This is a genomic window from Streptomyces sp. UF-297 (assembly GCF_058245575.1).
Genome location: NZ_JBSIBZ010000019.1, coordinates 77,236 through 103,234, shown reverse-complemented (window position 1 = coordinate 103,234; position 25,999 = coordinate 77,236). Strand labels below are relative to the sequence as shown.

The following is a 25,999-nucleotide window of genomic DNA, read 5'->3' as shown; positions in this document are numbered from 1 at the left end:
CCCCGCACATGCCCGTTGAGAGCACCGCCCTGCACCACACCACGATGGACGGCACCCCCGTCGGCCCGCTCACCCTCGTCGCCGAGGGCGCGGCGCTGACCGGCGTCTACATGACCGACCACCGCCACCGCCCGCCCCTGGAGACCTTCGGGCCCCACCTGGCGCCCGAGGAGGCCCCCTTCGCCGAGGCCGTCGCCCAGCTGCGCGCCTATTTCGCCGCCGAGCTGAAGGAGTTCGACCTGCCGCTGACCCTGCACGGCACACCGTTCCAGCGCCGTGTCTGGGCGGCGCTGCGCACGATTCCGTACGGGGAGACGGTCTCCTACGGCGAACTGGCCGAGCTGATCGGCAAGCCGACCGCGGCCCGCGCGGTCGGCCTGGCCAACGGCAAGAACCCCATCAGCATCATCGTGCCCTGCCACCGGGTCATCGGCGCTTCGGGAAACCTCACCGGCTACGGCGGCGGGCTCGACAACAAACGCCGGCTGCTGGAATTCGAGCGCGGGGACACGCTGCCTTTGATGTGAGGGTTTTTGACGTGAGGGTCTTTGGGGCGGGGCCTCTGGTGTGAGGGCCGCTGAATTCAGGGCGGCGACGGTCAGGAGCCCTTCACCTTCGGGCCGTTCCTGCCGGTGTCCCAGGTCCATTGGGCGGGTGCGAAAGCCTTGACGCCGAGATAGCTCCGGCCGATGTCCGCGTGATAGTCGAATGCGGTCTCCGCGTAACCGATCTTTGCCGGATCGGCGAGGTACTTGGTGAGTTCGTCGAAGACCGTCTGGAGCTTTTGGTAGTGCGTGGTGGTCGGGCCGAGGATGTGCGCGGCGGGGGCGTCGAAGCCCTCGCCCGGGTCGTCCACCCGGTTCCGGGGGCCGCAGAAGAGGTTCCCGGGGAGCCAGACGTAGACCTGGGCGAAGTTGTCCCAGCCGTCGGGACGGGGCCGGGCGGCGTCATGGGTGCAGGACCCGTTCTTGATGCCGTTCGCGATGTTCTTGACGTGCTGCCGGTCGGCGGGCACCAGCGTGGTGCCGTACTTGTCGACGTACTGGGATATCGCGCTCAGCAGCGGCTTGGCGGCGGAGAGATGGCCCCTTTCGAGGGCGAGATTCCACAGCCGGATCAGACCGGTGCGCGCGCTCTTGGGGACGATGTGGTGGTACATCAACTCCACTTGATGGCCCGAGACCGTGCCGGTGCCCGGATTCGGATACGGGTGGCCCAGTTCCTGCATCGTGAGATTGAACGACGGCATCGCAATTCCTCCCGCGCACTGTGTCCGGCCGTGCCATGACGTTCGGCTGGGTCATGGCCTTCGGCCGTGCCATGACTCCGGAAGTCCTTGGCCGCACGGCCACCGGGCAAACGGCCGAAACCGGCCAGGCCGGGAATCACCCAGGAAATCGCGCTATTCGGCCACGGCCGCCCGTACGTCCTTCACCAGCCGCTCCGCATCCTCCAGCGTCCGAGCCAACTCCTCGCCCGTACAGCCCACACGGCCCAGCAGGACGCTCGCCCGCTCGGCGAATCCGGGCGGGGTGCCGGGCAGCGCGGCCACCGCCGCCAGCGCACCCTTCTCGTTGAGGCACCACATGCGGTGGTGCGCGTGCAGCGCCTGCACCAGGTAGCCCACGGCCCGCGACAGACACAGCGCGGCGTGCAGCACATCCGCCGACGCCGCCGACTTGCCCGCCATCGCCACCGAGAAGCCCGCGTCCCACACCGCGGCCCCGGCCAGCGCCTTGCGCAGCGCCTCGGGGTAGTCCCGCGTCTCGTGCTGCAGCGCCGCCAACTCGCCCTGCGGATCGGCCAGTACGCGCCCCAGCGCCACCTCGCCCGGATACGCGGGCGACCAGAAGCCGAGCGGGTGGCCCGGCTGCGTACCGATCTCGAAGCGTCCGCCCCGGCAGTCCCGCCACACGCCGCGCACCCGGTCCAGATCCCGCAGGATCCAGTCGACATGGCTGCCGTCGGGCATGACCAGCCAGGCACCGCCGTTGACCCACGCGCCCCACTGGCCCGGCGCGTGGATCTCCACCGCGCCGCCCGTCACCTCCGCGGCCAGCTCCGCCAGCGCCCCCGTATCCACCTCGCCGCGGTAGTACACCCCCAGATCCCAGTCCGAGTCCTCCCGGTGCGTCCCCCGTGCCCGGCTTCCGCCGAGCATCACCCCCACCACGCCCGGTACGTCCACCAGTTGCTCGGCCACCCTGTTCATACGGTCAGGGTAGTGAGGTGTTACGTTCCCCGTTCCGCCGACCACGTCCACGCACTACGGGGGACCACGAGAAATGAGCACGTTCGTCTGGCTGATGCTTCGCGAGGAGGGGTCGGACAAAGGTGAGAAGACCGGAAAGGACCGGCCGCCGCGGCCGGACGACGGCCGGGTCCGGCACGAGTTGTGGACCAGCGGCCCCGAAGGGGGCTTCGGTGACACTCCGGGCCACGTACTGGCCTATATGGAGCGGGAGTTGGGGCCCGAGGGTCCGGGTCCGTACCGGGAAGCACGCAAGCGCGGCGCGCGGTCCTTCCTGCTGTGGGCCGACCCGTACCGGCGGCAGCCATGGGCAAGGGTGGTCACCACCTCGGCGGGCAAGGGCAAGCCGTCCGTCTACGAGGTGCACGGCCCGGCCGGTGAGCCGCTGGCGCAGATCATCCGCGAGCGGGCGCTGAACGGCTCGGCGGGCCGCACCCGCTGGACGGTACGGCAGCAGGGCCGGTCCGACGCGGTCGGCCGCAAGGGGCGGCTGTTCTGGTGGTGGGTCTGGTGGCTGTTCTCCCCCGTACAACTGGCCATTGCCGTCGGCAGCCTGATCGGCGGGGGCGGAGACATCGCCCGTATGCCGCGCCGCATCCGCTTCCGGTCCAGCGGCGAGTACGTCCTGGACCACCCCTCCGACGGCCCCCTCGAGGTCGTGTCCGGCACCTGGGACCCCCGGGTGACGGCGGGCCTGCTGGCCCTCCTGGACAGCCACGACGGGATCTTCGGCAGCGCCTGGGACGACTACAAGGACTGACGCCCCCACCCGCACCGAAGGCGCTTGCCGAAGCCCCTCACCGCAACAGCTCCCGCACCCGCGCCAGCAGTTCCACCTGCCCCCGCCAGTCGCCGCCCGCCACCGCCATCACCACCCGCGTCGCGCCCGCCCCGCAGTAGCTGTGCAGGCGCTCGGCGGCCTCCCGTACGCTCCCGGTCACCGCTGCCTCGGCCGACGGCGGCCGGACGGTTCCGAAGGCCGCCGCGCCGTTCGCCGCCAGTTGCGCGCGGGAGGGAAGGCCCGCGCCCTCGCCCAGCGCCCCGGCCGCGCCGATGGTGACGGCGGGGGCGGGGCGGCCGTGCCCGGCGGAGAGTTCGGCCAGCCGGACGGCGCCCACGGCCACCTCGGCCGGGGTCGTCAGCGAGGGGAACCAGCCGTCGCCGAGCCGCGCGGCGCGCCGTACCGCGGCCGGCGAGCTGCCGCCGACCCACACCGGAGGCATCGCCACCGGCGGCGCCAACTCGGCCTCCGGGCCGCCCGTTTCGTACGGCAGGGGCACCCGCTCGCCCGCCAGCAGCCGCGGCAGCAGCCGCAGTGCGGAGTCGGTGCGGCGGCTGCGCTCCTCGTAGGGGACCCCGGCCGCCGCCCACTGCGCGGGCCGCCCGCCCGCGCCCACGCCCAGCACCAGCCGCCCGCCCGAGACCTGCTGCAGACCGGCGATCTGCTGGGCCGCCCACACCAGCGGGCGCAGCGCGGGGACGTAGAGCGCGGTCATGATGCGCAGGTGGTCGGTGGCCGCCGCGGCCGCCGCCAGCGCCACCGCGACGTCCAGCGACGGGGTGCCGGCGGCCAGGTGGTCGCCGTGTGCGACCAGGTCCAGGCCCGCGTCCTCGGCGTGCCGCGCGGCCTGCGCGACCGAGAGCTTCTGCTCCTGCTGTACGGCGGGGGACGGCAGCATCACCCCCACCTCGAACCGGTCCAGCACCGACGCCCGTCGGCTCGCCCGAGAAGTCATGCACCGACGATGCAACGTCAAGCGGACTTGAAGTCAAGCGCCGCGGGCGGCACTCCGTCCTCCAGTTCGACGGGGCCGCTGCCGCGGGCCGCCGCGTCCAGGGCGGCCCGCAGGCGCCGCGCCAGCCCCTTGTCCAGCAGCCGCTCCGCCTCGTCCCACTCCACCAGCCGCCAGGAGAGCAGCTCGGACTCCTGGAGCCGGATCGCGGCGAGCTGCCCGGCCGTGAGCACCCCGCCGTCGTACAGGTAGGACACCAGCGGCGGGCGCCGCTCGCTGGTGACCCAGTCGACCGCGAGCAGCGCGCCCAGCTCCACGTCCAGCCCGATCTCCTCGGCGCTCTCGCGGCGCGCGCCCTGGCGCGGACTCTCGTTGCGGTCGGACTCCACGGTGCCGCCGGGCAGGGTCCAGGTGTCCCGGTAGTTGGGCTCGACCAGCAGGATGCGGTCCTGCTCGTCGCGGAAGACGGCGGCCGCCGCGGCGAACACGCGGGGCAGCGAAGCGATGTAGGTGGCGTAGTCCATGGTCACGGCCCCGAGCCTAGGGCCTGTCGGCAAAGTCCCGTCCGGCCTGCGGCGCCTGGCACGCGCGCTCGCGGCGTTGTCGGGCCCGACCGGGTACGCCCCGTACGCGGTCGACCCTCCGCCCTGCGCGCGCACGCACCGGACTTCCGCGAGTGCGTTCGCGCCGCCGCGGATCATCCAGCGAGCGCCAACCGGCAGGTCCGGTCCGCCAGTTCGCTGATCCGGGCGCCGTCGAAGCCGAAGACCGCGCTGCGCACCCGGTCGTGGAGTGGCGCGGTCCACTGCGGCGGGAGCGCGGCGGCGCCGCACAGCACACCGGCCACCGAACCCGCCGTCGCGCCGTTGGAGTCCGTGTCCAGGCCGCCGCGTACGGTGAGCGCGATGGTGGAGGTGAAGTCGCCTGCGCCGTACAGGAGTCCGGCGGTGATCACGGCGGCGTTGGGCAGGACGTGGATCCAGTGCAGCCGCCCCACGGTGCGCTCCATCTCCTGCAGGGTGTCGGCCCACGCCAGCCCGGCGTCGTGCAGCGAGACGGTGTGCCGGACCGTGCGCGCCAGCCTGCTGCCCGGCGGTACGCACGCCAGCGCCTCCTCCAGTGCCGCGCGCGGGCCGTCGGCGGTGAAGGCCGCCGCGATCAGCGCCGCCGCCCACATCGCGCCGTACACCCCGTTGCCCGTATGGGAGAGCACCGCGTCGCGGCGGGCCAGCGCCGCGGCCCGGCGCGGGTTGCCGCAGCACACCCAGCCATAGACATCGGCCCTGATCAGCGCGCCGATCCACTCCTGGTGGGGGTTGTCGACGGTGGCCGTGAGCGGCGGGCGCAGCCCGGCGGTGAGATTGCGGTACGCGGCCCGCTCGGCGGTGTAGGTCTGCAGGTACGGCAGCCGCCGCAGCCACAGGTCGCCGACCTGCTCGGTGGTGAAGTCCTGCCCGTGGCTCTCCAGCAGCTCCAGGCCCAGGATCGCGTAGTCGATGTCGTCGTCCCGGCAGCTGCCGTCGATCCGCCCGCGCACACACGCGGGCCACTCCGGCCGCAGCGCGAACTCGCCCGGATCGGCGGCCGGTTCGAGCTCGGGGAGATAGTCCTCCAGCGGCAGCGCACCGGCCGCGCGCAGATAGCGCTCGATGCGCTCCCGCGTCCAATGGTCCCCGTCCTCCACGGGCTTGCCGAGCATGTTCCCGGCGATCCGCCCGAGCCAGCCGCCGTGAATGCGGTCGGCCAGGTCCGTGCGGTCCGCGGCCTTGCCGCGGCGGTCGGGGTCGGGGCGCGCGGGGATCGTCATGCGCCACATCTACCGGAGGCGGCGCCCCTTGGCGAGCGTGCGGCCCATGGCGCCGCGCAGTGCATTTTCGTGCCCGGTGTGCCTGTTCGTGCCCGGTGTTCCTGTTCGTGCCCGGTGGTTGGGCGTCCTGGTGCCCGCCCTTCGGGTCGCGCCGGGGTGCCTGATGGACGAATGAGCGCGAAGGGCTGCCGTCGGCGGTCGCGGTTCGTCACACTGTGAGCAACGGTATGGGACGCTTCGTCATCGGGGGACTCGTGCAGGTTGAGGAATCCAGGGGCCACGGACCGGGCAGATCCGGTTCGGACGGCGTGATGCAGGCGCTGCCGCCCACCGCGGTCGATCCCGGGCGGGCACCGGAGCCCGCCGAGCGGCGGGAGCGGATCGATGCGTCCGTCCGTCGCCACCCCGGCGGATAGCCATGGCTCGCCGACTGGCGCTGCTGATCGCCACGTACGAGTACCAGGACGACGGGCTGCGGGCGTTGACCGCCCCGGCGCACGATGCGGAGGCGCTCGCGGCGGTCCTGAGGGACCCCGGCATCGCGGGTTTCGAGGTCACCACGCTGATCAACGAGGCGCACTACCGAGTCGGTGAGGCCATCGGCGACCTGTACCGCGACCGCAGGCGCGACGACCTCACCCTGCTGTACTTCACCGGCCATGGCCTGAAGGACGACGACGGCCGGCTCTATCTGGCGACGACGAACACCCGCCGCGGCAGTCTGCTGTTCACGTCGCTGCCCGCGGAACAGATCGACCAGGCCATGTCCGGCTGCGTGTCCCGGCAGAAGGTGCTGATCCTCGACTGCTGCTACAGCGGCGCCTTCCCCGCCGGGCGTGCCGCCAAGGCCGACACGGACGTGCACACGCTGGAGCGCTTCCAGGGCCGGGGACGCACCGTGCTGACGGCATCCGACGCCACCCAGTACTCGTTCGAGGACAACCAGCCGCACGGCACGGCCGCGCGGTCGGTGTTCACCCGCCACCTGGTGGCAGGTCTGCGGGACGGCAGCGCCGATCTCGACGGCGACGGCGACATCGCCCTCGACGAGCTGTACAGCTACGTGCACGACCGGGTCGTCGACGAGATGCCGCAGCAGCGGCCCAAGAAGCAGGACAACGTCGAGGGCCGCATCATCATCGCCCGCAACATCCACTGGACCCTGCCCTCCCACCTGCGTCACGCGCTGGCCAGCCCCATCGCCACCGACCGGCTCGGCGCCCTCGACGGGCTCGCCCACCTGCACCGGATCGGCAACGACCACGTGCGCCGACGCGCCCTCGACGAGATCCGGCGGCTGGTGGACGACGACAGCCGCACCGTCTCCGCCGCCGCTGCGGCCCGGCTCCAGGCCCTGCTGCCACCGGCCCCTGAGCCCGCGCCCGAGGCGGCCGTCGAACCCGCGCCGGCCACCGGGCCGGTCGTGGCAGCACCGGCCCCGCCGGCCGGCCCCGCACCCCAGCCGTCCCGGCCGCGGGAAGCGCGGCCCGACTCCGGCAACGGCTTTCGGTCCCCTCCGCTCATCAGGCCGGCTCCTGCGCAGCCGGGGCACACGGCTCCTGCGCAGCCGGGGCACACGCGAGATCCCGGCCAAGGTGCTCGGAGAGCACGCACCAGGGCCACCACCGGCCCGGGGACGGGGCCACCCCACGGCCCCGGACGTTCACGGCTCTCCGTTCCACTACGGCGAAGGGCGGCACCGCCACGCACGGACACGCCAAGGGGGACCTGGCCCCGGATTCTCCGGATCGCCCGCACCGCCGTCGCGGCCTATGTGTGCGTGTTCGGCTGCGCAGCCCTGATCGGCGTCCTCTTCGAGCACGGCCCCGTCTGGCTCGGCCTGCTCGTCATCGTCGCCGTCGCAGCGGTGGCGGTGACGTTCTTCGTACGCCGTCGCCGTCGCGATCACTGACTGGTCCCGGCGCCGTACCCGTCACCGTGAGCCACTCGGCATCCCGCGTCCCGAACCGGGCACGCAGGATTAGGTCAGCAGCAGTGCCGCCAGCCGCAGATACGCCTTGTACGTCTCCGGGGCGAGCCAGGACAGTTCGATGACGCTGCTGGTGGCCAGGTGGCTGTCGCGCGGGATCATGATCACGCCGCGGCAGCGGGTGCCCAGGTCGCGCACGGTGGCGGGGTCCAGCGTCCAGCCGGCCGCCGGGCGGCTGTTGTTGAGGACCACCACCGCCCCGGCGACCAGGTGCGGCATGCCCAGGGTCAGCAGCCGGTCCATGGCCTGCTGGGCCTGGGTGAGCCCGGCCGGGTCGGCGCGGCTGACGATCACGACCCGGTCGGCGCGCTCCAGTACGGCCTGCGGGAACCGGTCGGTGTCCGTGAGGATGACCCGGTGGAACCAGTCGGCCAGCGCCGACACCCGCGCGTACTCCTGGTCGGAGAACTGCCCGGGGACCGCGGGCCGCGAAACGGAGTCGTTGGCCAGCACCGTCAGCCCGGAGCGGTGCTCGGAGACGAACAGCCGGAACGCCTCGTAGGTGTGCACCTCGCCGGCGGCGTGGGCCAGGTCGGCCAGCCGGGCCTCGGTGCTGCGGTAGACCCGCCGGGTGATGCGGATGTGGCCGCCGGGGTGCTGGTCGGCGTCGATGGCCAGTACGGGCTCCTGGCGCTGCTCGGCCAGCAGCGCGCCGAGCACGGTAGTGGTCGTGGTGCAGCCCACCCGGTCCTTGACGCCCAGCACCGTCAGGTGCAGCGAGCTGGGCACCGGCGCCCGGATCTGGCCGAGCAGGCGGTCGCGTTCGGCGTCCTGGTCCGGCCCGGCACCGACAGGCTCTCCCTTCGGGGGAGTTGCCCGTTCCTCCTCGTGCACCCACGCGTCGGGCAGGTAGGCGGCGAAGACCTCGGCCACCTCCGCAGCGGTGGGCCGGGCCTCCGGCTCCTGCTCCACGCAGCGCGTCAGGACGTCCCGCAGATCGTCGCTCAGCTGCTGGAACTCGTGCTGGAGGAAGAGCGGTTCGCGCTGGAACCACCGCCAGTTCCGGCCGGTGGCGGCCTCCACCAGGATCGTGCCCAGCGCGTACACATCACCGGCGGCGATCCGCGACTCGGCCCAGCTGGTGACCTCCGGCGCGCGGTAGGGCGAGGCGGTGGGCATCGCCAGCGGGGAGGCGCTGGAGGTCCCGTCGATGCGCGCCGAGGTCCAGTTGACGATGCGCAGGGTGTCCTCGGTGACCAGCACCGTGCCGGGGGTCAGCGCGCCGTGCACGATGCCCTTGGCGTGGCAGCGGCCCACCGCGCGCGCCAGGTGCCAGCCCAGCCAGGTCAACAGCGGCGAGTCGTGGAGCGGGCCCGCCGCGTCCAGTACGGCCCGCAGGGGCGGTGCGGGCAGCCCGGTGCTCAGGGTGTCCAGCTCCAGCGCGATCCACGGGTCGGGGTGGTTCACGGCGCTGTCGAGCACGGCGGGCGCGTACACCCCGTCCATCCGGCGCAGGGCCCGCAGTTCGACGCCCAGCAGTTCGCGCGCCATCGGTGAGGCGAAGGTGTGCGGCACCCTCAGCAGCACCTGCCGCCCGTCCGCGTCGGCGCCGATGTACGCCACCGGCCTGACCTCCGCCTCACCGCGCATCCGCAGCTCGTACGGGCCCAGCCTGCGCGGATCCAGGGGCCGCAGCGGGAGCCAGGAGGGGGAGCGCTCCAGCCCCTCGGGCAGCCGCACCTCCTGGAAGTCCTCCACCGGACGGGCCCGCGGCGGCGCCATCGGCTGGGCTCCCAGGTGGGTGAGCAGCCGGTCCTCCAGCCAGGCGAACGGCCGGGTCCCCGGCATGAGTTCGCCCGTTCCCGCCGGGTGCGCCAGCCAGGCGGGGAAGTCCGGCGAGCGGCCCACCAGCGCGCTCAGGTGCTCGGTCACCGCCCGTGTGGTACGCAGCAGTTCGACGGGCGAGGCGGTGTCCAGCAGGATCTCCTGCGCGCCCTCGACGAACTCGAAGCTGTGCTGTTGCGGCGGCAGCCGGTCGCCGTCCTGCGGGCTGCGGCGCATCAGCCCGCCCAGGAACACCTCCGCCAGATGCCCGGTCTGCGCCGACGGCACCGCGGCCAGCACCAGCCGCATCACCGGCACCGTGATCGGTGATACCGCCGCCAGATGGGCGGCCAGCCGGTACGCCTGCGGGGAGGCGGCGTCCTTGAAGCGCAGCACCGCGTCCGGCGCCGCACTGCCGCGCACCGCCGCCGAGGGACGCCGCCCGGGCTCCGACACCGGTGCCAGCAGCGGCAGTTCGGCACTCGCGCCGGGCGAGGCCACCAGCTGGGCCCAGGCGGCGATGTGCGCGGGGTAGGGCTCCAGTACGGGGACGGCCACCCCCTCGAAGTCCTCGGCCAGCTCCGGCGGCAGCAGTGGATCGCTCACCTCCCAGCTGTCGTTGGCCGAGCCCCGCCGCCGCGTGGTCACCCGCCACTTCTGGGCGCGTATCCCGGAGCCGTCCCACATGTGGGCGGGCAGCGCGTGGATGACCGCGGTGGGGCCCAGCCGCGCCCAGCGCTCCAGCGCGGCGTGCATGTCCTTGCCCCGCCAGCACGCGCCCACGCCGTCGCTGATGACCAGCACCAGACTGCGGCCCGAGGGGTCGGCGGCCGAAGCGGGCGACAGCAGCGGGGCGTCGGGGTCGAAGGGCCGTACCCGAAGCCGCGGCCCGTCCGGTGAGCGGCTGTCCAGGCCGTGGACGCGGAGGGCGCGGAAGGCGCCGAGGCGCTCCAGCATGAAGCGCAGCTCGGTGGCCAGCCTGCGCCACAGCAGCATGGAGATGCCGTCGTCGATGACCAGGACGAGGTCCAGCCAGCGCTCCCTGGCCGGGCGGGTCACCACGTCCGGCAGACCGGTCTCGGCCATCGCTGCGGCGGTCGCGCTCTCGTCGAACTCCCGGTCGTGGCGCCCCGGCTGACGTTGTTTCAGTGGCCGTAGCGCGCGGCCGATCCGCAGTTCCTCGGCGCCCAGCGCCTTGTCCTCGGGGACGCGCACCGGCAGCGCCCCGGCCGGCGGCGAGGGGCCGCGCGGCGTGGCGGGCCCGGTGAAGTCGGGGGCGCGGGCCGTGGAGGCGGCCGCGTGCAGGGCGCCGATGAGCTGGGCGGGGGAGTGCCGGGGCGGCGGGGCGGGGCCCGGCGGCTGCCCGCTCCCGGGTGGTCCGCCGCGCGGCGCGGGCGGCGGGCGCTCGGAGGGCGGGGATCCGTAGGGCACCGGCGTGGCGTGCAGCGCCCCGGCCAGCGGCGCCGAGCCGTCCCTGGGCAGCCGCCCGGCCAGCCACAGCGCGTCCAGCAGCTCGTGGATGGACAGGTCGTAGCCGGTGAGCGCGGCCAGCTGTGCCAGCGAGGAGCCGCCGGACACGCCTAGACCGTCCCGCCGAGCCGGTGCAGCACCGCCTTCAGCAGCCCCTCGGCGTTCAGATTCACCCCGCCCTTGCGCAGGAAGACGGCGTTCAGCAGCTGGTCGGTGGCCAGTTCGCCGGGCGCCCGCCGGTTGATGAAGGCGTGCACGAGGTCGTCGACCTCGCCGAGCGCGTCCTCGCCCAGATGCGCGGCCACGATGTCGCGCAGCTGCTGTTCGTCCGGGTCCGGCAGCGCCAGGCGCACACAGCGGCGCAGGAACGCCGGAGGGAAGTCCCGCTCACCGTTGCTGGTGATCACCACCACCGGGAACTCCCGGCAGCGCACCAGCCCGTGCGCCACCCGCACCCGCCCGCCACGGGTGTCGTGGGTGAGCACGTCGACCTCGCTCTGGTCCTCCGGCAGCCGCGACAGCTCGGGAATCTCGAACTCGCCGTCCTCGAAGACGGTCAGCAGGTCGTTGGGCAGGTCCACATCGCCCTTGTCCAGCTCGTCCACCAGCAGCACCCGCGGCTTGTCGCGCGGCACCAGCGCCGTCCCCAGCGGCCCGAGCTTGACGTACGTGCCGATGTCGGGCTCGGGGCCGCCGCGCTCCTTGCGCAGATGGGTCTCGCGCAGCCGCCCGATCGCGTCGTAGTCGTACAGCGCCTCCTTGAGCACCGAGCGGCTGTTGACCGCCCAGTGCAGGACGGGGCCCAGGGACAGCTCGTGCGCGATCGCGTGCGCCAGCGAGGACTTGCCGGTGCCGGGGTGGCCGGTCACCAGAAGCGGCCGGCGCAGATGCAGGGCGGCGCTGACCACATCGGCCTCGGCCTCGCCGATCAGGTACGGGCGGTAGCGGGCGCGGCCCGTGGGCGCGGGGGAGAACTGCCGCCAGGGCGGGGCCTCGGGGAAGGTGACCTCGCGGGCCCCGCCCGTGCCCCTGAACAGCCGCCAGTCCTCACCCTCCGAGGTAGGGGCACGGTCTGGCAGGTGCGCCGTCGGCGGGGTGGCCGGGCGGTCCGGGGTGTCCGTCATCGGCTCTGCGATCCTTCCGGAGGGTCGGTGTACCCGGCGCCCGTGCCGGGTCCGTCCAAGGGGTCGGCCAGCCGCAGCTCCTCGGGCACCGGCAGCCCCGCGTCCTCCCACACCAGCGCGGGGCGCGCGGGCTGCGCCGGATCGCGGTACGCCAGTACCCTGAAGTGCCGTACTTTCTCCGGGAGTTCCTCCAGCGGCCCGGCCGGCTGCGCCGCGTCCAGCCGGATTGCGTGCCGGTGGTCCACCGCCTCCCGGTCCCACAGCACCACCGGCACCCCCAGAAACAGGCACACGTTCAGCAGCTGCGCCCGCAGCTTGGGCGGGCCGTGCACCACGACCCGGCAGGCGTCGCGGTGCGTGGTCTTGAGCATCCCCAGCAGCTCCTGCTCGCCGGTGATCCGCTCGTCCGCGACCAGCGGGTCGCCCTGCCCGCGCGCGTCCCAGCGGCGCACCAGGTCGCCGGTGCCCGTACGCGAGCGGCGGCGCATCTCCGGGCAGCGCAGCACCAGTTGGAAGTCCTCGCCCAACGGCGCGGGGTAGAACTCCTCGGGGCCCGCGCCGTCCCACTCGTCCACGGGCAGCTGGAGGCCCGCGCGGTCCACGGACACCGCGACCATCGGCACGCTGTGCCCCGGGGTGTCCGTACCGCCCGCGATCTCGCGCACCAGCCGGGCGATCTCCCGCCCGGTGCGCGGCAGATCGCCGGTGGCGCCGGTCCGCGCGGCCGTGCCGTCCTCGCGCACCCGCCACACCGCGCAGCGGTAGTGGTCCGCCGGATCGCCGGTGTGCCGGGTCAGCTCGACCAGGATGCGGGCGCCGGGCGCGGCCGACCTGGCCGCCCAGCGCTCCGCGTCCGCGCGCCGCTCCTCCAGTGCGGAGGGGTGTACGCCCAGCCGCCCGGCGACCCGGGTGTTCCACTCCTGGAGCACCTGGCAGGTCAGCCCGCCGAACTCGGCCGCCACGTACTCCACCACCCGCAGCAGCGCCGGCAGCCGCGGGGACTCCCCGGGCACCGCCGTGCTGTCCCCCGTCCAGGCCTCCAGGGACCGTACGGCGGCGGGCACGGCCGCCTCGGGAATGCGCGCGGCGTGCAGCGGGCGGGGCAGCGCCACGAAGGGCAGCGCGGCCGCGGCGGCCCGGGGCAGCAGCGCGGGGTCGAGCTTGGCGATGTGCCGCAGTTTGCCCGTCAGCTTGCGGTGTTCGCCCGCCGACAGCAGCCCGGCGCTCTCGATGAGCCGCCCGAGCGCCAGCAGCCGGTCCAGCTCGGCGCGGGCGGTGCGGTCGGCGAGCAGCGCGGGCGCCAGCGACTCGGTGAGCGTGGGCAGCGCCCGCTCGCGTGCGCACAGCTCGTCGGCGAGCTCCTCCACCGTGGGCGCCGAGCCGTCCCCCGGGGTCCCCAGGCCCAGTTCGGCGGCGAGTTCGGTGGCTCTGGACGCCCGTGTCCCGGGCGCGCCCAGCAGTCTCTGGAGCGGCCCGATGAGCATGTCCCGTACCGATTCGTCGCCGGGCGCGGCTCGCGCGGCGGGTACGGGGCCGGGGTCGGGCCGCAGCAGCGCGGCGGCTCCTATGCGCTCCAGCTCGGCGTGGACGGCCTGGCGGGTGATGCCCCAGCTGCGCCGCACGGTGTGCTGGGCGGAGAACGGCCCGGACGGCGCGGTGATCCGCCCCATCACCAGCCCGACCACGGCCGCGTCCCGCAGCGACCACAGCGGGCCGCCGCTGTAGCCCTCCTCGACCGCCGCCCCCGCCAGCTGCCCGTCCAGATATCCCGTCCGCCCGTCGCAGGCCCCCACCCGTACATCCGCGTACGTGAAGGGCTGCCCGCCGCCGTACCACGCCCGCACCTCCTGACCCACCGTCATATCCCGCCAGGGCAAGGGGTGTACGGGTTCGGTCGGCGCATCCGTCAGCTCCAGTACGGCCAGGTCGCCCGCCCACTCCAGCGCCCCGTCCGCCACCGGGCCGTCGTCCGCGGCATCGCGCGGCGGCACCCAGGCGATCAGCGTCGCGGACAGCGGGTCGCGCGCGGGCAGTGCGGGGAAGGCGACCTTCAGGCGCGCCCGGCCCGGGTGGCCGTCGGCCAGCGCGCGTCTGCCGAGCGCCTCGTTGACCACGTGCGCGCAGGTCAGCAGGCGGCGGCCGGACAGGCACACCCCGGCGCCGACCGTCCGCGGCACTCCCGTACGGCCGATGCGCACCACCCGCACCAGCGCCTCGCGCGCATCGGCGGGCCGCGCCGCATCGGGCGCGGTGAACCAGCCCATCGCTCACCCCCGTTCGCCGGGCTGCCAGGTCGCACTCACGGTGATGCTGGCCTGGCCGGTGGCGCCCACGATGCCGAGCTTGAGGTCCTGGCCGATCTGGACGCCGAAGGTCACCGACAGCTCCCGCGGCGGCTCGGGCACCTGCGCCACCGCGTCGTGGATGTGCTGCAACAGTGGCCCGAGCGGGCGCAGGACGGCCCGCAGCGCGTCCGAGGCCAGCACGGCCGCCCCGGCGCCGCGCCCCACGGGAGTCAGCCCGCCGACACCGCCGGGCAGGTCCGCCGCGCCCTGCCTCTCTTCGCCCGCCGGCGCCAGCTCCACCCGGATCGAGGAGGCGTCGTCGAGCGGGAACTCCACATAGTCGTAGTGCGGCACAGAGACATTGTGCAGATCAACTCCCTTTGCCGACAGGGTTGTTCACGGATCGGTTCGGCTGTTCGACCCGTACGGGAGCGGGTCAGGACACCGAAAGCGGGCCCGTTCCCGTGCCCCCAGTGACGCGGGGAAACAGGAACGGGCCCGTCACAGACCGGGTGCGGCGCCGGTCAGGCCTCGGGTCCGGAGGAGTCGTCGCTGGAGCGCTTGGACTCCGCCGCCCTGCGCAGCCGGTGGTGCCGGGTCGGGCCCTGTTCGGTGACCGCGTCGCCGACCATCGCCTTGACCGCGTCCCGCAGCCCGTGCAGCGCGTGGTGCCGGGCGGGCCCGGCCCCCGGATCCTCGCGCAGCTCCTTCAGCAGCGCCCAGCACAGCGCCAGCATGACGATGGCGAACGGCAGCGCCACCAGGATCGTGGCGGTCTGCAGCGAGCTGAGCCCGCCGGCCACCAGCAGTACGGCGGCGACCGCGGCCATCAGGATGCCCCAGGTGACCACCAGCCAGGTCCGTGGGTGCAGCGCGCCCTTGCTGGTCAGCGAGCCCATCACCAGGGAGGCGGAGTCGGCGCTGGTGATGAAGTACGTCATCACCAGGATCATCGCCACCCAGGAGGTGACGGTGCCGACCGGCAGCGCGTCCAGCATCCCGAACAGCGAGGCCTCCGCGTCCTTGGCGTTCTTCGCCAGGTCCGCGACGCCGGTCGCGTCCAGCCGGATCGCGCTGCCGCCCATCACGCAGAACCACACCATCGTCGCGCCGCTGGGCACCAGCAGGACGCCGATGAGGAACTCACGGATGGTGCGGCCGCGCGAGATCCGCGCGATGAAGGTGCCCACGAACGGCGCCCAGGACAGCCACCACGCCCAGTAGAAGATGGTCCACGCGCCCAGCCAGGACTGGTCGGTGAAGGCGCCGGTGCGCGAGGCCATCGGCAGCAGGTCGTGCAGATAGCCGCCGACGGTGGCCGGGATGCTGTCCAGGATGTAGACGGTGGGCCCGAGCACGAAGACGAACAGCATCAGCAGCGCGGCCAGCGCGATGTTCAGGGTGGACAGCCACTTGACGCCCTTGTGCAGGCCGGAGAAGGCCGAGGCCACGAACGCCGCGGACAGCGCGGCGATGATGACCAGTTCGACAGTGGTGCTCTCCTCCACGCCCGTCGTCAGGTTCAGTCCCTTGGCGACCTGGAGGGCGCCCAGGCCCAGGCTGGTGGCCGTACCGAAGACGGTCGCGAAGACCGCCAGCAGGTCGATGCCCTTGCCCTGCCAGCCGTCCGCCCGCTTCTCGCCGATCAGGGGGACGAAGGCGGAGGAGAGCCGGTTGCCGCGGCCCTTGCGGAAGCCCGCGTACGCCAGGGCGAGCCCGGCGATGCCGTAGATGGCCCAGGGCTGGAGCGTCCAGTGGAAGAAGGAGTACTCCAGGGCGGTACGGGCCGCGGCGCCCGTCTGGCCCTCGACGCCGCTGGCCGGCGGCGGATCCACATAGTGCTGGAGCGGCTCGCCCACCCCGTAGAACATCAATCCGATGCCCATGCCCGCGCTGAACATCATCGCGATCCAGGCGAGATTGCCGAACTCCGGCTCCGCGTCGTCCTTTCCGAGCCGGATGCGGCCGAAACGGCTGAAGGCGATGACCACGCACAGGACGAGAAAGACATCGGCGGCCACCACGAACAGCCAGCCGAAATTGTTCAGCACCCAGCTCAGCGCGGTGCCGGAGACGGACTCGAAATTCTTCTTGCCGAGCGCGGCCCAGGCGACCACCGCGAGTACCGCGGCCACGCCGATACCGACGACGACGCGGTCCGGCGGCGGATCGTGGGCGGTTTCCCCCGGGGTCCCCGGTACGGGATTCGGGCTCGTTTCTTCGGTCGAATGCACGCTCATGGCGCCCCACTATGGCCGCTGATAAGGGGCTATGCCCGATTGGCGCGCCGTATGGCAACACCCCGCGCCGCACAGCGTTCTCTATTCGCCACCGGCCTTTGGCGGATAGGGTCGCACCGGCGCGACTGCCAGTTCGAAAGCAAGGGGAATTGACGATGGCGGACGCAGCAAGGACGCAAGGGACACGGGCGGCCGAGGGGCCGCAGGACGGCGTGCGGGTGCTGATCGCCGCCGACAAGTTCAAGGGCTCGCTGACGGCCGTCGAGGTCGCCGAGCACGTCACGGCCGGGCTGCGGCGGGTGGTCCCCGGCCTGGCGGTGGAGTCGGTCCCGGTCGCCGACGGCGGCGACGGCACGGTCTCGGCGGCGCTGGCGGCCGGTTTCGCCCGGCACGAGGTACGGGTGACCGGACCGGTCGGCGAGCCGGTGACGGCCACGTTCGCGCTGCGCCCGGACGGTACGGCCGTGGTGGAGATGGCCGAGGCCTCCGGCCTGCAGCACCTGCCCGACGGCGTCTTCGCGCCGCTCACGGCCACCACGTACGGCACCGGCGAACTGCTGCTGGCCGCGCTGGACGCCGGCGCCACTTCCCTCGTCCTCGGCGTCGGCGGCAGCGCCACCACCGACGGCGGCGCGGGCATGCTCGCGGCGCTGGGCGCCCGCTTCCTGGACGCGGCGGGGCAGCCGCCGGCCCCCGGCGGCGGCCCGCTGCGCGACCTGGCCACCGCGGACCTCTCGGGCCTGGACCCCCGCCTGGCCCGTACGGACATCACCCTGGCCAGCGACGTCGACAACCCGCTGACCGGGCCCAAGGGCGCCCCCGCGGTGTACGGGCCCCAGAAGGGCGCCACCGCGCAGGACGTCGCGGCGCTGGACGCGGCGCTGGCGCACTACGCCAAGGTCCTGGAGGGTGCGGTGGGCCCGCGGGCCGCACAGTGCGTGACGGCGCCGGGAGCGGGCGCGGCGGGCGGCATCGGCTACGGCGCCCTGGTGGGCCTGGGCGCCGCCTTCCGCCCCGGCATCGACGTCATGCTCGACGTCCTGGGCTTCGCTCCCGCCCTGGCCCGTGCCACCTTCGTCATCACCGGCGAGGGCTCCCTGGACGAGCAGACCCTGCACGGCAAGGCGCCGGCCGGCGTCGCCGCGGCGGCCCGCGCCCGCGGCCTCGACGTCGTCGCGGTCTGCGGCCGCCTCACCCTCCCCCCGGAGGCCCTCGGCCACGCCGGCATCCGCCGCGCCTACCCCCTCACGGCCCTGGAGCCGGACCCGTCCCGCTGCATCGCCGAGGCGGGCCCCCTCCTCGAACGCGCTGCCGCACACCTCGCCCAGGACTTCCTGACCTGAGCCCGCCCACGCCCTCTGCCTCCCCACCCACGGGAGGGGACGGGCCGGCACAGCACCAAACAGCCCCGCGCAGCGGCCGCGGGCGCAACGGCGAGGGCCCCGTGTGAACCGGAAGCGGTTCACACGGGGCCCTCCTGCGTCGGCCGGGCTCAGGCGCCGGCGGTTACGGCAGCTGCGCCGCCCGCGCGGCGCGGCGCTCGTCGCGGACCTCGCGGCGGTTGCCGCGGAAGGTGTTGACGCGGCGGGCCGTCGCGAAGACGGGGATCATCGCGCCGAGGACGACCTGGAGCGCACAGCCGGTCTGGAGCAGGAGCTGGCCGCCGGGGGCGTCCAGCGCCCAGGCCGCCAGCAGGCCCATGGCCAGCACGATCCAGGTGAGCATCGCCACCGCCAGCACACCGCGCGGCTTGGGGTACTCGACCCGGCTCACCATCAGCCAGGCCACCCCGATGATCGCGAAGAGGGTCGGCAGGAAGGGGAGCTCCAGCAGGACGATGGCGACCACCGTCAGCGCGCCGAAGGGGCTCGGCATGCCCTGGAAGATGCCGTCACGCAGGGTGACGCAGGAGAAGCGGGCCAGGCGCAGCACCACCGCCAGCAGCACCACCACCGCCGCGACCACCGAGACCCGCTGGTGCGCGTCCTGGGCGACCATGCCCCAGGTGACCACGAAGTAGGCCGGGGCCAGACCGAAGCTGATCAGGTCCGAGAGGTTGTCCAGCTCGGCCCCCATCGCCGAACTGCGCAGCTTGCGCGCGACCAGCCCGTCGAAGAGGTCGAAGACGGACGCCGCGAGCATCAGGATCACGGCCATGGCGGCGCTGTGCCGCGCCATCCCGCCGTCCTCGTTGCCCGTCAGGTGCGGGATCAGGACGCCGGTGGTGGTGAAGTACACCGCCATGAAGCCGCAGATCGCGTTGCCCAGGGTGAGGGTGTCCGCTATTGACAGCCGCGTGGACAGCGGCATGTCATCGGCCTCGTCCTCCTCGGCCTCGGGGACCCACCCCGCCTGGGTGTCGGGATCAATCACGGTCAAGGCGAGTCACCCCCGCGGTGGTGGCCTGGCCGACCTCGACGGCGACGTCCACGCCTTCCGGGAGGTAGACGTCGACCCGCGAACCGAAGCGGATCAGGCCGATGCGCTCACCCTGCTCGACCTTGGTGCCCTCGGGGATGTACGGAACGATGCGCCGCGCGACCGCGCCGGCGATCTGGACCATCTCGATGTCGCCGAGCTCGGTGTCGAAGTGCCAGACGACCCGCTCGTTGTTCTCGCTCTCCTTGTTGAACGCGGGAACGAATCCGCCGGGGATGTGCTCCACGGACGTCACCGTGCCGGCCAGCGGCGCGCGGTTGACGTGGACGTTCAGCGGGCTCATGAAGATCGCGACGCGGGTGCGCCCGTCCTTCCACGGCATGATGCTCTGCACCACGCCGTCGGCCGGAGAGATGACGCGGCCCTGAGCGATCTCTCGCTCGGGGTCGCGGAAGAACCACAGCATGCCCGCCGCGAGTGCGGTGGTGGGCACGGCGACGGCGGCCCAGCGTCCCGAACGACGGGAACGGGCCAGGCTGACCGCTGCCGTTGCCACGGTCGGGAGGAGCCACGGCGACGCTCCGCGCGCGAGGCGGACGCGACCGCGTTGTGCAGAGGATTGGCTGTGGGGCATGGATGACCTTCGTAGCGGAGGATGCCGCATATGCAATGGGGGACGGCGGCTTTCCGGGGATGCTATCGGTTGCGAGCGGCAACTGGCCAAGAGCCAGAGCCAATCCGTGGCCGAACAACGATGACAGGGTGTGATCTTCGTCTAGAATAAATCACCCCAAATCGGGCGTTCACCCCTGGATTCGGTACTCCTCGAGTAGGCGACGTCCAATGATCATTTTCTGGATCTCGGCGGTACCTTCACCGATCAGGAGCATCGGAGCCTCACGGTAGAGACGCTCGATCTCATACTCCTTGGAGAAGCCGTAACCGCCATGGATGCGGAACGCGTCCTCCACCACCTCCTTGCAGTACTCGGAGGCCAGGTACTTGGCCATGCCCGCCTCGAGGTCGTTTCGCTGTCCCGAGTCCTTTTTGCGAGCGGCATTGACCATCATCGCATGGGCGGCTTCGACCTTTGTCGCCATTTCGGCCAGTTTGAACTGGATGGCTTGGTGCTGGGCGATCGGCTTCCCGAAGGTGTGCCGCTGCTGCGCATAGGAAATTCCCAGCTCGAAGGCGCGTTGTGCGACTCCGCAGCCCCGTGCGGCGACATTGACCCGGCCGACCTCGACGCCGTCCATCATGTGATAGAAGCCACGTCCACTCTGCCCGCCCAGAACCCGGTCGGCGGGGATTCGCAGACCATCCATGATCAATTCTGTGGTGTCGACCCCCTTGTAACCCATCTTGTCGATCTTGCCGGGAATCGTCAGGCCCTTTCGGACCTCTCCGAAACCCGGCTCCTTTTCGACCAGGAAGGTCGTCATCGACTTGTGCGGGGCACTTCCTTCGGGGTGGCCTTCGTCCGTACGGCACAACACCGCGACCAGCGTTGACGAACCGCCGTTGGTGAGCCACATCTTCTGGCCAGTGAGGACGAACTCCTCGCCCTCGCGCACCCCTTTGGAGGTGATGGCGGACACGTCCGAGCCCAGGCCCGGCTCCGACATGGAGAAGGCGCCGCGGACCTCGCCCGTCGCCATCCTGGGCAGGAAGTGGTCCTTCTGCTCCTGCGTGCCGTGCTGCTTGAGCATGTACGCAACGATGAAGTGGGTGTTGATGATGCCCGAGACGCTCATCCAGCCGCGGGCGATCTCCTCCACCGTCAGGGCGTACGTCAGCAGCGACTCGCCAAGGCCCCCGTACTCCTCGGGAATCATCAGCCCGAAGACGCCGAGTTCCTTCAGCCCCTCGACTATCTGCGTCGGGTACTCGTCCCGGTGCTCCAGTTCCGTGGCGACCGGCAGGATCTCTTTGTCGACGAAGTCACGGACCGTGGAGAGGATTTCCCGCTGGATGCCGGTCAGGCCCTCGGTCTGCGAAAGGCGCGGCATGCTCACTTCTCCTTGGCCTGAAGCTCGGGGCGGCCGGGCTGTTCTCCGCCGCGCTCCTTGATGTACGTGGCGGTGGGCACCATCACCTTGCGGCGGAAGACGCACACCAGCGTTCCGTCCTGCTTGTAGCCCTTGGTCTCGACGTACACGATCCCGCGGTCCGACTTGGACTTGGAGGGGGTTTTGTCGAGCACCGTCGTCTCGCCGTACAGCGTGTCGCCGTGGAAGGTCGGCGCCACATGCCGCAGCGACTCGATTTCCAGGTTCGCGATGGCCTTCCCGGACACATCCGGAACGGACATGCCCAGCAACAGCGAGTAGATGTAGTTGCCTACGACGACGTTCTTCCCGAAATCGGTGGTCTTCTCCGCATAGTTGCTGTCCATGTGCAGCGGGTGATGATTCATGGTGAGAAGACAGAAGAGGTGGTCGTCGTATTCGGTGACGGTCTTGCCGGGCCAGTGCTTGTAGACGTCCCCGACGGTGAACTCTTCGTAGGTGCGGCCGAACTGCATGTCCCTTACGCCTCCGGAGCCTCGAACGTGGTGGTGCGCGACATCCCGGCGGCGCGGCCCTTTCCGGCGATGACGAGCGCCATCTTGCGGCTGGCCTCGTCGATCATCTCGTCGCCGAGCATGGCCGCGCCCTTCTTCCCGCCCGCCTCGGAGGTGTGCCACTCGTAGGCGTCCAGGATCAGCTCGGCGTGGTCGTAGTCCTGCTGCGAGGGCGAGAAGACCTCGTTGGCGGCGTCGAGCTGGCCGGGGTGCAGCACCCACTTGCCGTCGAAGCCGAGGGCGGCGGCGCGGCCGGCCACCTCGCGGAAGCCGTCCACGTTCTTGATCTGGAGGTAGGGGCCGTCGATGGCCTGGAGGTCGTTGGCGCGGGTCGCCATCAGGATCTTCATCAGGATGTAGTGGTACGCGTCCGCGCCGTAGCCGGGCGGCTGCTCGCCGACGACCAGGGACTTCATGTTGATGGACGCCATGAAGTCGGCGGGTCCGAAGATGATGGTCTCGGTGCGCGGCGAGGCGGCGGCGATCTCGTTGACGTTGTTCAGGCCGCGGGCGTTCTCGATCTGCGCCTCGATGCCGATCTTCCCGACCTCGAAGCCCATCGTCTTCTCGATCTGGGTCAGCAGCAGGTCGAGCGCCACGACCTGCGCGGCGTCCTGGACCTTGGGCAGCATGATGCAGTCGAGGTTGTGGCCCGCGCCCTCGACGACGGTGACCACATCGCGGTAGGTCCACTCCGTCGTCCAGTCGTTGACCCGTACGACCCGCGTCTTGCCGCCCCACTCGCCCTCGTTGAGGAACTTCACGATGGTGTGCCGGGCCTCGGGCTTGGCCAGCGGCGCGCAGGCGTCCTCCAGGTCCATGAAGACCTGGTCGGCGGCCAGGCCCTGAGCCTTCTCCAAGAAGCGGGGGCTGGAGCCGGGCACCGAGAGGCAGGAGCGGCGCGGGCGAAGGCGGTTAGGGGCAGTCATGCGGGGACCTCCAACGGGTCGAGCTGGTTGGCTTTGCGGATCTCGTCGACGATACGGCCGATGATCTCCGTGATGCCGAAGTCTTTCGGTGTGAAAACGGCCGCAACTCCCGCTTCGCGGAGCGCGGTCGCGTCGGCGGAGGGGATGATGCCGCCGACGATGACGGGGATGTCCTCGACGCCCGTGCGGCGCAGCCGGTCCAGGACGTCCGGCACCAGCTCGGCGTGCGAGCCGGAGAGGATGGACAGCCCCACGCAGTGCACGTCCTCGGCCACGGCCGCGGAGACGATCTGCTCGGGGGTGAGGCGGATGCCCTGGTAGACCACCTCGAAGCCGGCGTCGCGGGCCCGTACGGCGATCTGCTCGGCGCCGTTGCTGTGCCCGTCCAGGCCGGGCTTGCCCACCAGCAGGCGCAGTTTGCCGCTGCCCAGTTCCTCGGCGGTCCTGGCGACCTTCTCGCGGACGGCGGCCAGCGGGGTGCCCGCTTCGGCGGCGACCGCGAGCGGGGCGCTGGAGACGCCCGTGGGGGCCCGGAACTCGCCGAAGACGTCCCGCAGGGCCCAGGCCCACTCGCCGGTCGTCACGCCCGCGCGGACGCAGTCCAGCGTGGCGCCGAAGAGGTTGCCGCTGCCGGCCGCGGTCTTCTTCAGGGCGCTGAGCGTGTCCTGTGCGCGCCCCTCGTCCCGCTCCTCGCGCCAGCGGTGCAGGGCCGCCACGACCCGCGCCTCGTTGGCGGGGTCGACGGTCATGATGGCGGTGTCCAGATCCGCGGTGAGCGGGTTGGGCTCGGTGGACTCGTAGCAGTTGACGCCGACGATCTTCTCCTCGCCGGCCTCGATACGGGCCCGCCGCTCGGCGTGCGAGGAGACCAGCTGCGACTTGAGGTAGCCGGACTCCACGGCGGCCATCGCGCCGCCCATCTCCTGGATACGGTCCATCTCGGCCTGGCACTCGGTGACCAGCTCCGCGACCTTGGCCTCGATGACGTGCGAGCCGGCGAAGATGTCCTCGTACTCCAGCAGGTCGCTCTCGTGTGCCAGGACCTGCTGGATGCGCAGCGACCACTGCTGGTCCCAGGGCCTGGGCAGGCCCAGCGCCTCGTTCCAGGCGGGTAGCTGGACGGCGCGGGCGCGGGCGTCCTTGGAGAGGGTGACGGCCAGCATCTCCAGCACGATGCGCTGGACGTTGTTCTCCGGCTGGGCCTCGGTCAGGCCGAGGGAGTTGACCTGGACGCCGTAGCGGAAGCGGCGCTGCTTGGGGTTCTCGATGCCGTAGCGCTCGCGGGTGACCTGGTCCCAGATACGGCCGAAGGCGCGCATCTTGCACATCTCCTCGACGAAGCGGACACCCGCGTTCACGAAGAAGGAGATGCGCGCGACCACGTCGCCCTTGCGGTCCTGTGGCACTTGTCCGGAGGCGAACACCGCGTCCAGCACGGCGATCGCGGTGGACATCGCGTAGGAGATCTCCTGGACCGGGGTGGCTCCCGCCTCCTGCAGGTGGTAGCTGCAGATGTTGATCGGGTTCCACTTGGGGATGTTGTTCACCGTGTAGGTGATCATGTCCGTGGTCAGCCGGAGCGAGGGGCCCGGCGGGAAGACGTGCGTCCCGCGCGAGAGGTACTCCTTGACGATGTCGTTCTGCGTGGTCCCCGACAGCTTGGTGATGTCGGCGCCCTGCTCCTCGGCCACCACCTGGTACAGCGCCAGCAGCCACATGGCGGTGGCGTTGATGGTCATCGAGGTGTTCATCTGCTCCAGCGGGATGTCCTGGAACAGGCGGCGCATGTCGCCGAGATGGGAGACCGGGACCCCGACCCGGCCTACCTCGCCGCGGGCGAGGATGTGGTCGGGGTCGTATCCGGTCTGCGTCGGCAGGTCGAACGCGACCGACAGGCCGGTCTGGCCCTTGGCGAGGTTGCGCCGGTACAGCTCGTTGGACGCCTCGGCGGTGGAGTGTCCGGCGTAGGTCCGCATCAGCCACGGACGGTCCTTGTGACGCTCAGTCATGTACGGCTCTCAGTCGCCTAGTTCACATGGTAGGGACGTGGTTCAGACGTTGCGGAAGCGGTTGATGGCGTCCAGGTGCTTCTCGCGCATCTCCTGGTCGCGCACCCCCATGCCCTCCTCGGGCGCCAGCGCGAGCACGCCGACCTTGCCCTGGTGGAGGTTGCGGTGCACGTCGTAGGCGGCCTGGCCGGTCTCCTCCAGGCGGTACGTCTTGGAGAGGGTCGGGTGGATCTTGCCCTTGGCGATCAGCCGGTTGGCCTCCCACGCCTCGCGGTAGTTGGCGAAGTGCGAGCCCACGATGCGCTTGAGCGACATCCACAGATAGCGGTTGTCGTACTCGTGGTTGAAGCCGGAGGTGGAGGCGCAGGTGACGATCGTGCCGCCCTTGCGCGTGACGTACACCGAGGCGCCGAAGGTCTCGCGCCCGGGGTGCTCGAAGACGATGTCCACGTCCTCACCACCGGTCAGCTCCCGGATGCGCTTGCCGAAGCGCTTCCACTCCCTGGGGTCCTGATTGTGCTCGTCCTTCCAGAACTTGTACCCCTCGGCGGACCGGTCGATGATCGCCTCGGCGCCCATCTTCCGGCAGATCTCCGCCTTTTGGGGGCTGGAGACCACGCAGATGGGGTTGGCGCCGCCCGCGAGCGCGAACTGGGTCGCGTAGGAGCCCAGTCCGCCGCTGGCGCCCCAGATGAGCACGTTGTCGCCCTGCTTCATGCCGGCGCCGTTGCGCGAGACCAGCTGGCGGTAGGCGGTGGAGTTCACCAGCCCGGGCGATGCGGCCTCCTCCCAGCTCAGGTGCGCGGGCTTGGGCATGAGCTGGTTGGACTTCACCAGCGCGATCTCGGCCAGGCCGCCGAAGTTGGTCTCGAAGCCCCAGATGCGCTGCTCGGGGTCGAGCATGGTGTCGTTGTGCCCGTCGGCGCTCTCCAGCTCCACGGACAGGCAGTGCGCCACGACTTCGGCGCCGGGGCGCCAGGCGTTGACGCCGGGGCCGGTGCGCAGCACGACGCCCGCCAGGTCGGAGCCGATGATGTGGTACGGCAGGTCGTGCCGCTTGGCCAGCGGCGAGAGCTTCCCGTAGCGCTCCAGGAACCCGAACGTGGACATCGGCTCGAAGATCGAGGTCCACACGCTGTTGTAGTTCACCGAGGAGGCCATGACGGCCACCAGGGCTTCTCCCGGCCCCAGTTCGGGCAGCGGGACGTCGTCCAGGTGCAGCGACTTGCGGGGGTCCTTCTCCTTGGTGGCGAGGCCGTGGAACATCTCGGTCTCGTCCTTGTGCACGGTCACCGCGCGGTAGGACTCGGGAAGGGGGAGCGCGGCGAAGTCCTCGCTCGTACTGTCCGACGCCAGGATCGCGTCGAGGATTGCATTCACGGTTTGCCTCCGGCGAAGCACGTTGAGGGAAACGGCTTGAGGGACGTCGGGGTGGTGCAGAGGCGGTGCCGTCGG

Annotated in this window: 21 protein-coding genes; 4 read left to right on the top strand and 17 right to left on the bottom strand. The window is 71.9% G+C overall.

Translation table 11 applies throughout. The features are described 5' to 3' along the window. Nucleotides 1-8 precede the first annotated feature (8 nt). Nucleotides 9-527, top strand: coding sequence for a methylated-DNA--[protein]-cysteine S-methyltransferase (locus AC4IJH_RS14145; RefSeq protein WP_490852010.1), 519 nt, complete (start codon nucleotides 9-11; stop codon nucleotides 525-527). A gap of 71 nt (nucleotides 528-598) precedes the next feature. Here AC4IJH_RS14145 and AC4IJH_RS14140 read toward each other — a convergent pair whose 3' ends face one another. Together AC4IJH_RS14140 and AC4IJH_RS14135 are read right to left on the bottom strand one after the other, a co-directional pair. Beyond that, nucleotides 599-1,249, bottom strand: coding sequence for a hypothetical protein (locus AC4IJH_RS14140; RefSeq protein ID WP_490852009.1), 651 nt, complete (start codon nucleotides 1,247-1,249; stop codon nucleotides 599-601). Nucleotides 1,250-1,402: 153 nt separating this feature from the next. Continuing rightward, on the bottom strand, nucleotides 1,403-2,212 hold the full coding sequence (locus AC4IJH_RS14135; protein ID WP_490852008.1) for a nucleotidyltransferase domain-containing protein: 810 nt from the start codon (nucleotides 2,210-2,212) through the stop codon (nucleotides 1,403-1,405). 73 nt (nucleotides 2,213-2,285) lie between these two features. Here AC4IJH_RS14135 and AC4IJH_RS14130 point away from each other — a divergent pair, with 73 nt between their 5' ends. Continuing rightward, a complete protein-coding gene (locus AC4IJH_RS14130; protein WP_490852007.1) occupies nucleotides 2,286-3,011 on the top strand; it encodes a hypothetical protein in 726 nt (241 codons plus the stop codon). Between the two features lie 37 nt (nucleotides 3,012-3,048). Here AC4IJH_RS14130 and AC4IJH_RS14125 read toward each other — a convergent pair whose 3' ends face one another. The 3 genes from AC4IJH_RS14125 to AC4IJH_RS14115 form a co-directional block, all read right to left on the bottom strand. Next, on the bottom strand, nucleotides 3,049-3,987 hold the full coding sequence (locus tag AC4IJH_RS14125; protein WP_490852006.1) for an LLM class flavin-dependent oxidoreductase: 939 nt from the start codon (nucleotides 3,985-3,987) through the stop codon (nucleotides 3,049-3,051). Between the two features lie 17 nt (nucleotides 3,988-4,004). After that, nucleotides 4,005-4,508: an NUDIX domain-containing protein gene (locus AC4IJH_RS14120; RefSeq protein WP_490852030.1), complete on the bottom strand. Its 504-nt coding sequence runs from the start codon at nucleotides 4,506-4,508 to the stop codon at nucleotides 4,005-4,007. Between the two features lie 173 nt (nucleotides 4,509-4,681). Next, nucleotides 4,682-5,791, bottom strand: a complete 1,110-nt coding sequence (locus tag AC4IJH_RS14115; protein ID WP_490852005.1) for an ADP-ribosylglycohydrolase family protein — start codon at nucleotides 5,789-5,791, stop codon at nucleotides 4,682-4,684. 418 nt (nucleotides 5,792-6,209) lie between these two features. Between AC4IJH_RS14115 and AC4IJH_RS14110 the strand changes: the two genes are divergently transcribed. Then, entirely contained in the window at nucleotides 6,210-7,703 is a 1,494-nt protein-coding gene (locus tag AC4IJH_RS14110) for a caspase family protein (protein WP_490852004.1), read from the top strand. Nucleotides 7,704-7,772: 69 nt separating this feature from the next. On the opposite strand, the gene AC4IJH_RS14105 is transcribed toward AC4IJH_RS14110, so the two are convergent. The 5 genes from AC4IJH_RS14105 to AC4IJH_RS14085 form a co-directional block, all read right to left on the bottom strand. Next, nucleotides 7,773-11,123, bottom strand: a complete 3,351-nt coding sequence (locus tag AC4IJH_RS14105) for an SAV_2336 N-terminal domain-related protein (RefSeq protein WP_490852003.1) — start codon at nucleotides 11,121-11,123, stop codon at nucleotides 7,773-7,775. A gap of 2 nt (nucleotides 11,124-11,125) precedes the next feature. Next, nucleotides 11,126-12,139 carry an AAA family ATPase gene (locus AC4IJH_RS14100; protein ID WP_490852002.1) on the bottom strand — a complete coding sequence of 338 codons (1,014 nt, stop codon included), beginning with the start codon at nucleotides 12,137-12,139 and terminating at the stop codon, nucleotides 11,126-11,128. After that, complete coding sequence (locus AC4IJH_RS14095) at nucleotides 12,136-14,403, bottom strand: VMAP-C domain-containing protein (RefSeq protein ID WP_490852001.1); 2,268 nt, start codon at nucleotides 14,401-14,403, stop codon at nucleotides 12,136-12,138. The genes AC4IJH_RS14100 and AC4IJH_RS14095 overlap by 4 nt, the downstream gene beginning before the upstream one ends. A gap of 3 nt (nucleotides 14,404-14,406) precedes the next feature. Beyond that, on the bottom strand, nucleotides 14,407-14,778 hold the full coding sequence (locus AC4IJH_RS14090; RefSeq protein WP_490852000.1) for a CU044_2847 family protein: 372 nt from the start codon (nucleotides 14,776-14,778) through the stop codon (nucleotides 14,407-14,409). Nucleotides 14,779-14,948: 170 nt separating this feature from the next. Then, nucleotides 14,949-16,664 carry a BCCT family transporter gene (locus AC4IJH_RS14085; RefSeq protein WP_490851999.1) on the bottom strand — a complete coding sequence of 572 codons (1,716 nt, stop codon included), beginning with the start codon at nucleotides 16,662-16,664 and terminating at the stop codon, nucleotides 14,949-14,951. 218 nt (nucleotides 16,665-16,882) lie between these two features. Here AC4IJH_RS14085 and AC4IJH_RS14080 point away from each other — a divergent pair, with 218 nt between their 5' ends. Next, nucleotides 16,883-18,007 carry a glycerate kinase gene (locus AC4IJH_RS14080; protein WP_490852029.1) on the top strand — a complete coding sequence of 375 codons (1,125 nt, stop codon included), beginning with the start codon at nucleotides 16,883-16,885 and terminating at the stop codon, nucleotides 18,005-18,007. 163 nt (nucleotides 18,008-18,170) lie between these two features. Here the strand turns inward: AC4IJH_RS14080 and pssA are convergent, their stop codons facing one another. The 7 genes from pssA to ccrA all read right to left on the bottom strand — a co-directional run bounded on the left by pssA (nucleotide 18,171) and on the right by ccrA (nucleotide 25,924). Beyond that, a complete protein-coding gene (pssA, locus tag AC4IJH_RS14075) occupies nucleotides 18,171-19,043 on the bottom strand; it encodes a CDP-diacylglycerol--serine O-phosphatidyltransferase (protein ID WP_490851998.1) in 873 nt (290 codons plus the stop codon). Further along, nucleotides 19,030-19,677, bottom strand: coding sequence for a phosphatidylserine decarboxylase (locus tag AC4IJH_RS14070; RefSeq protein ID WP_490851997.1), 648 nt, complete (start codon nucleotides 19,675-19,677; stop codon nucleotides 19,030-19,032). The genes pssA and AC4IJH_RS14070 overlap by 14 nt, the downstream gene beginning before the upstream one ends. A 169-nt stretch (nucleotides 19,678-19,846) precedes the next feature. Beyond that, nucleotides 19,847-21,052, bottom strand: coding sequence for an acyl-CoA dehydrogenase family protein (locus tag AC4IJH_RS14065; protein WP_490851996.1), 1,206 nt, complete (start codon nucleotides 21,050-21,052; stop codon nucleotides 19,847-19,849). A gap of 2 nt (nucleotides 21,053-21,054) precedes the next feature. Further along, complete coding sequence (locus tag AC4IJH_RS14060) at nucleotides 21,055-21,567, bottom strand: MaoC family dehydratase (RefSeq protein WP_490851995.1); 513 nt, start codon at nucleotides 21,565-21,567, stop codon at nucleotides 21,055-21,057. Nucleotides 21,568-21,572: 5 nt separating this feature from the next. Continuing rightward, a complete protein-coding gene (locus AC4IJH_RS14055; protein ID WP_490851994.1) occupies nucleotides 21,573-22,535 on the bottom strand; it encodes an HpcH/HpaI aldolase/citrate lyase family protein in 963 nt (320 codons plus the stop codon). Then, nucleotides 22,532-24,544 (bottom strand): protein meaA, encoded by a 2,013-nt coding sequence (locus AC4IJH_RS14050; RefSeq protein WP_490851993.1) that lies wholly within the window; start codon nucleotides 24,542-24,544, stop codon nucleotides 22,532-22,534. The genes AC4IJH_RS14055 and AC4IJH_RS14050 overlap by 4 nt, the downstream gene beginning before the upstream one ends. Nucleotides 24,545-24,586: 42 nt before the next feature. Then, nucleotides 24,587-25,924, bottom strand: a complete 1,338-nt coding sequence (ccrA, locus tag AC4IJH_RS14045) for a crotonyl-CoA carboxylase/reductase (protein WP_490851992.1) — start codon at nucleotides 25,922-25,924, stop codon at nucleotides 24,587-24,589. Between the last annotated feature and the right edge of the window lie 75 nt (nucleotides 25,925-25,999).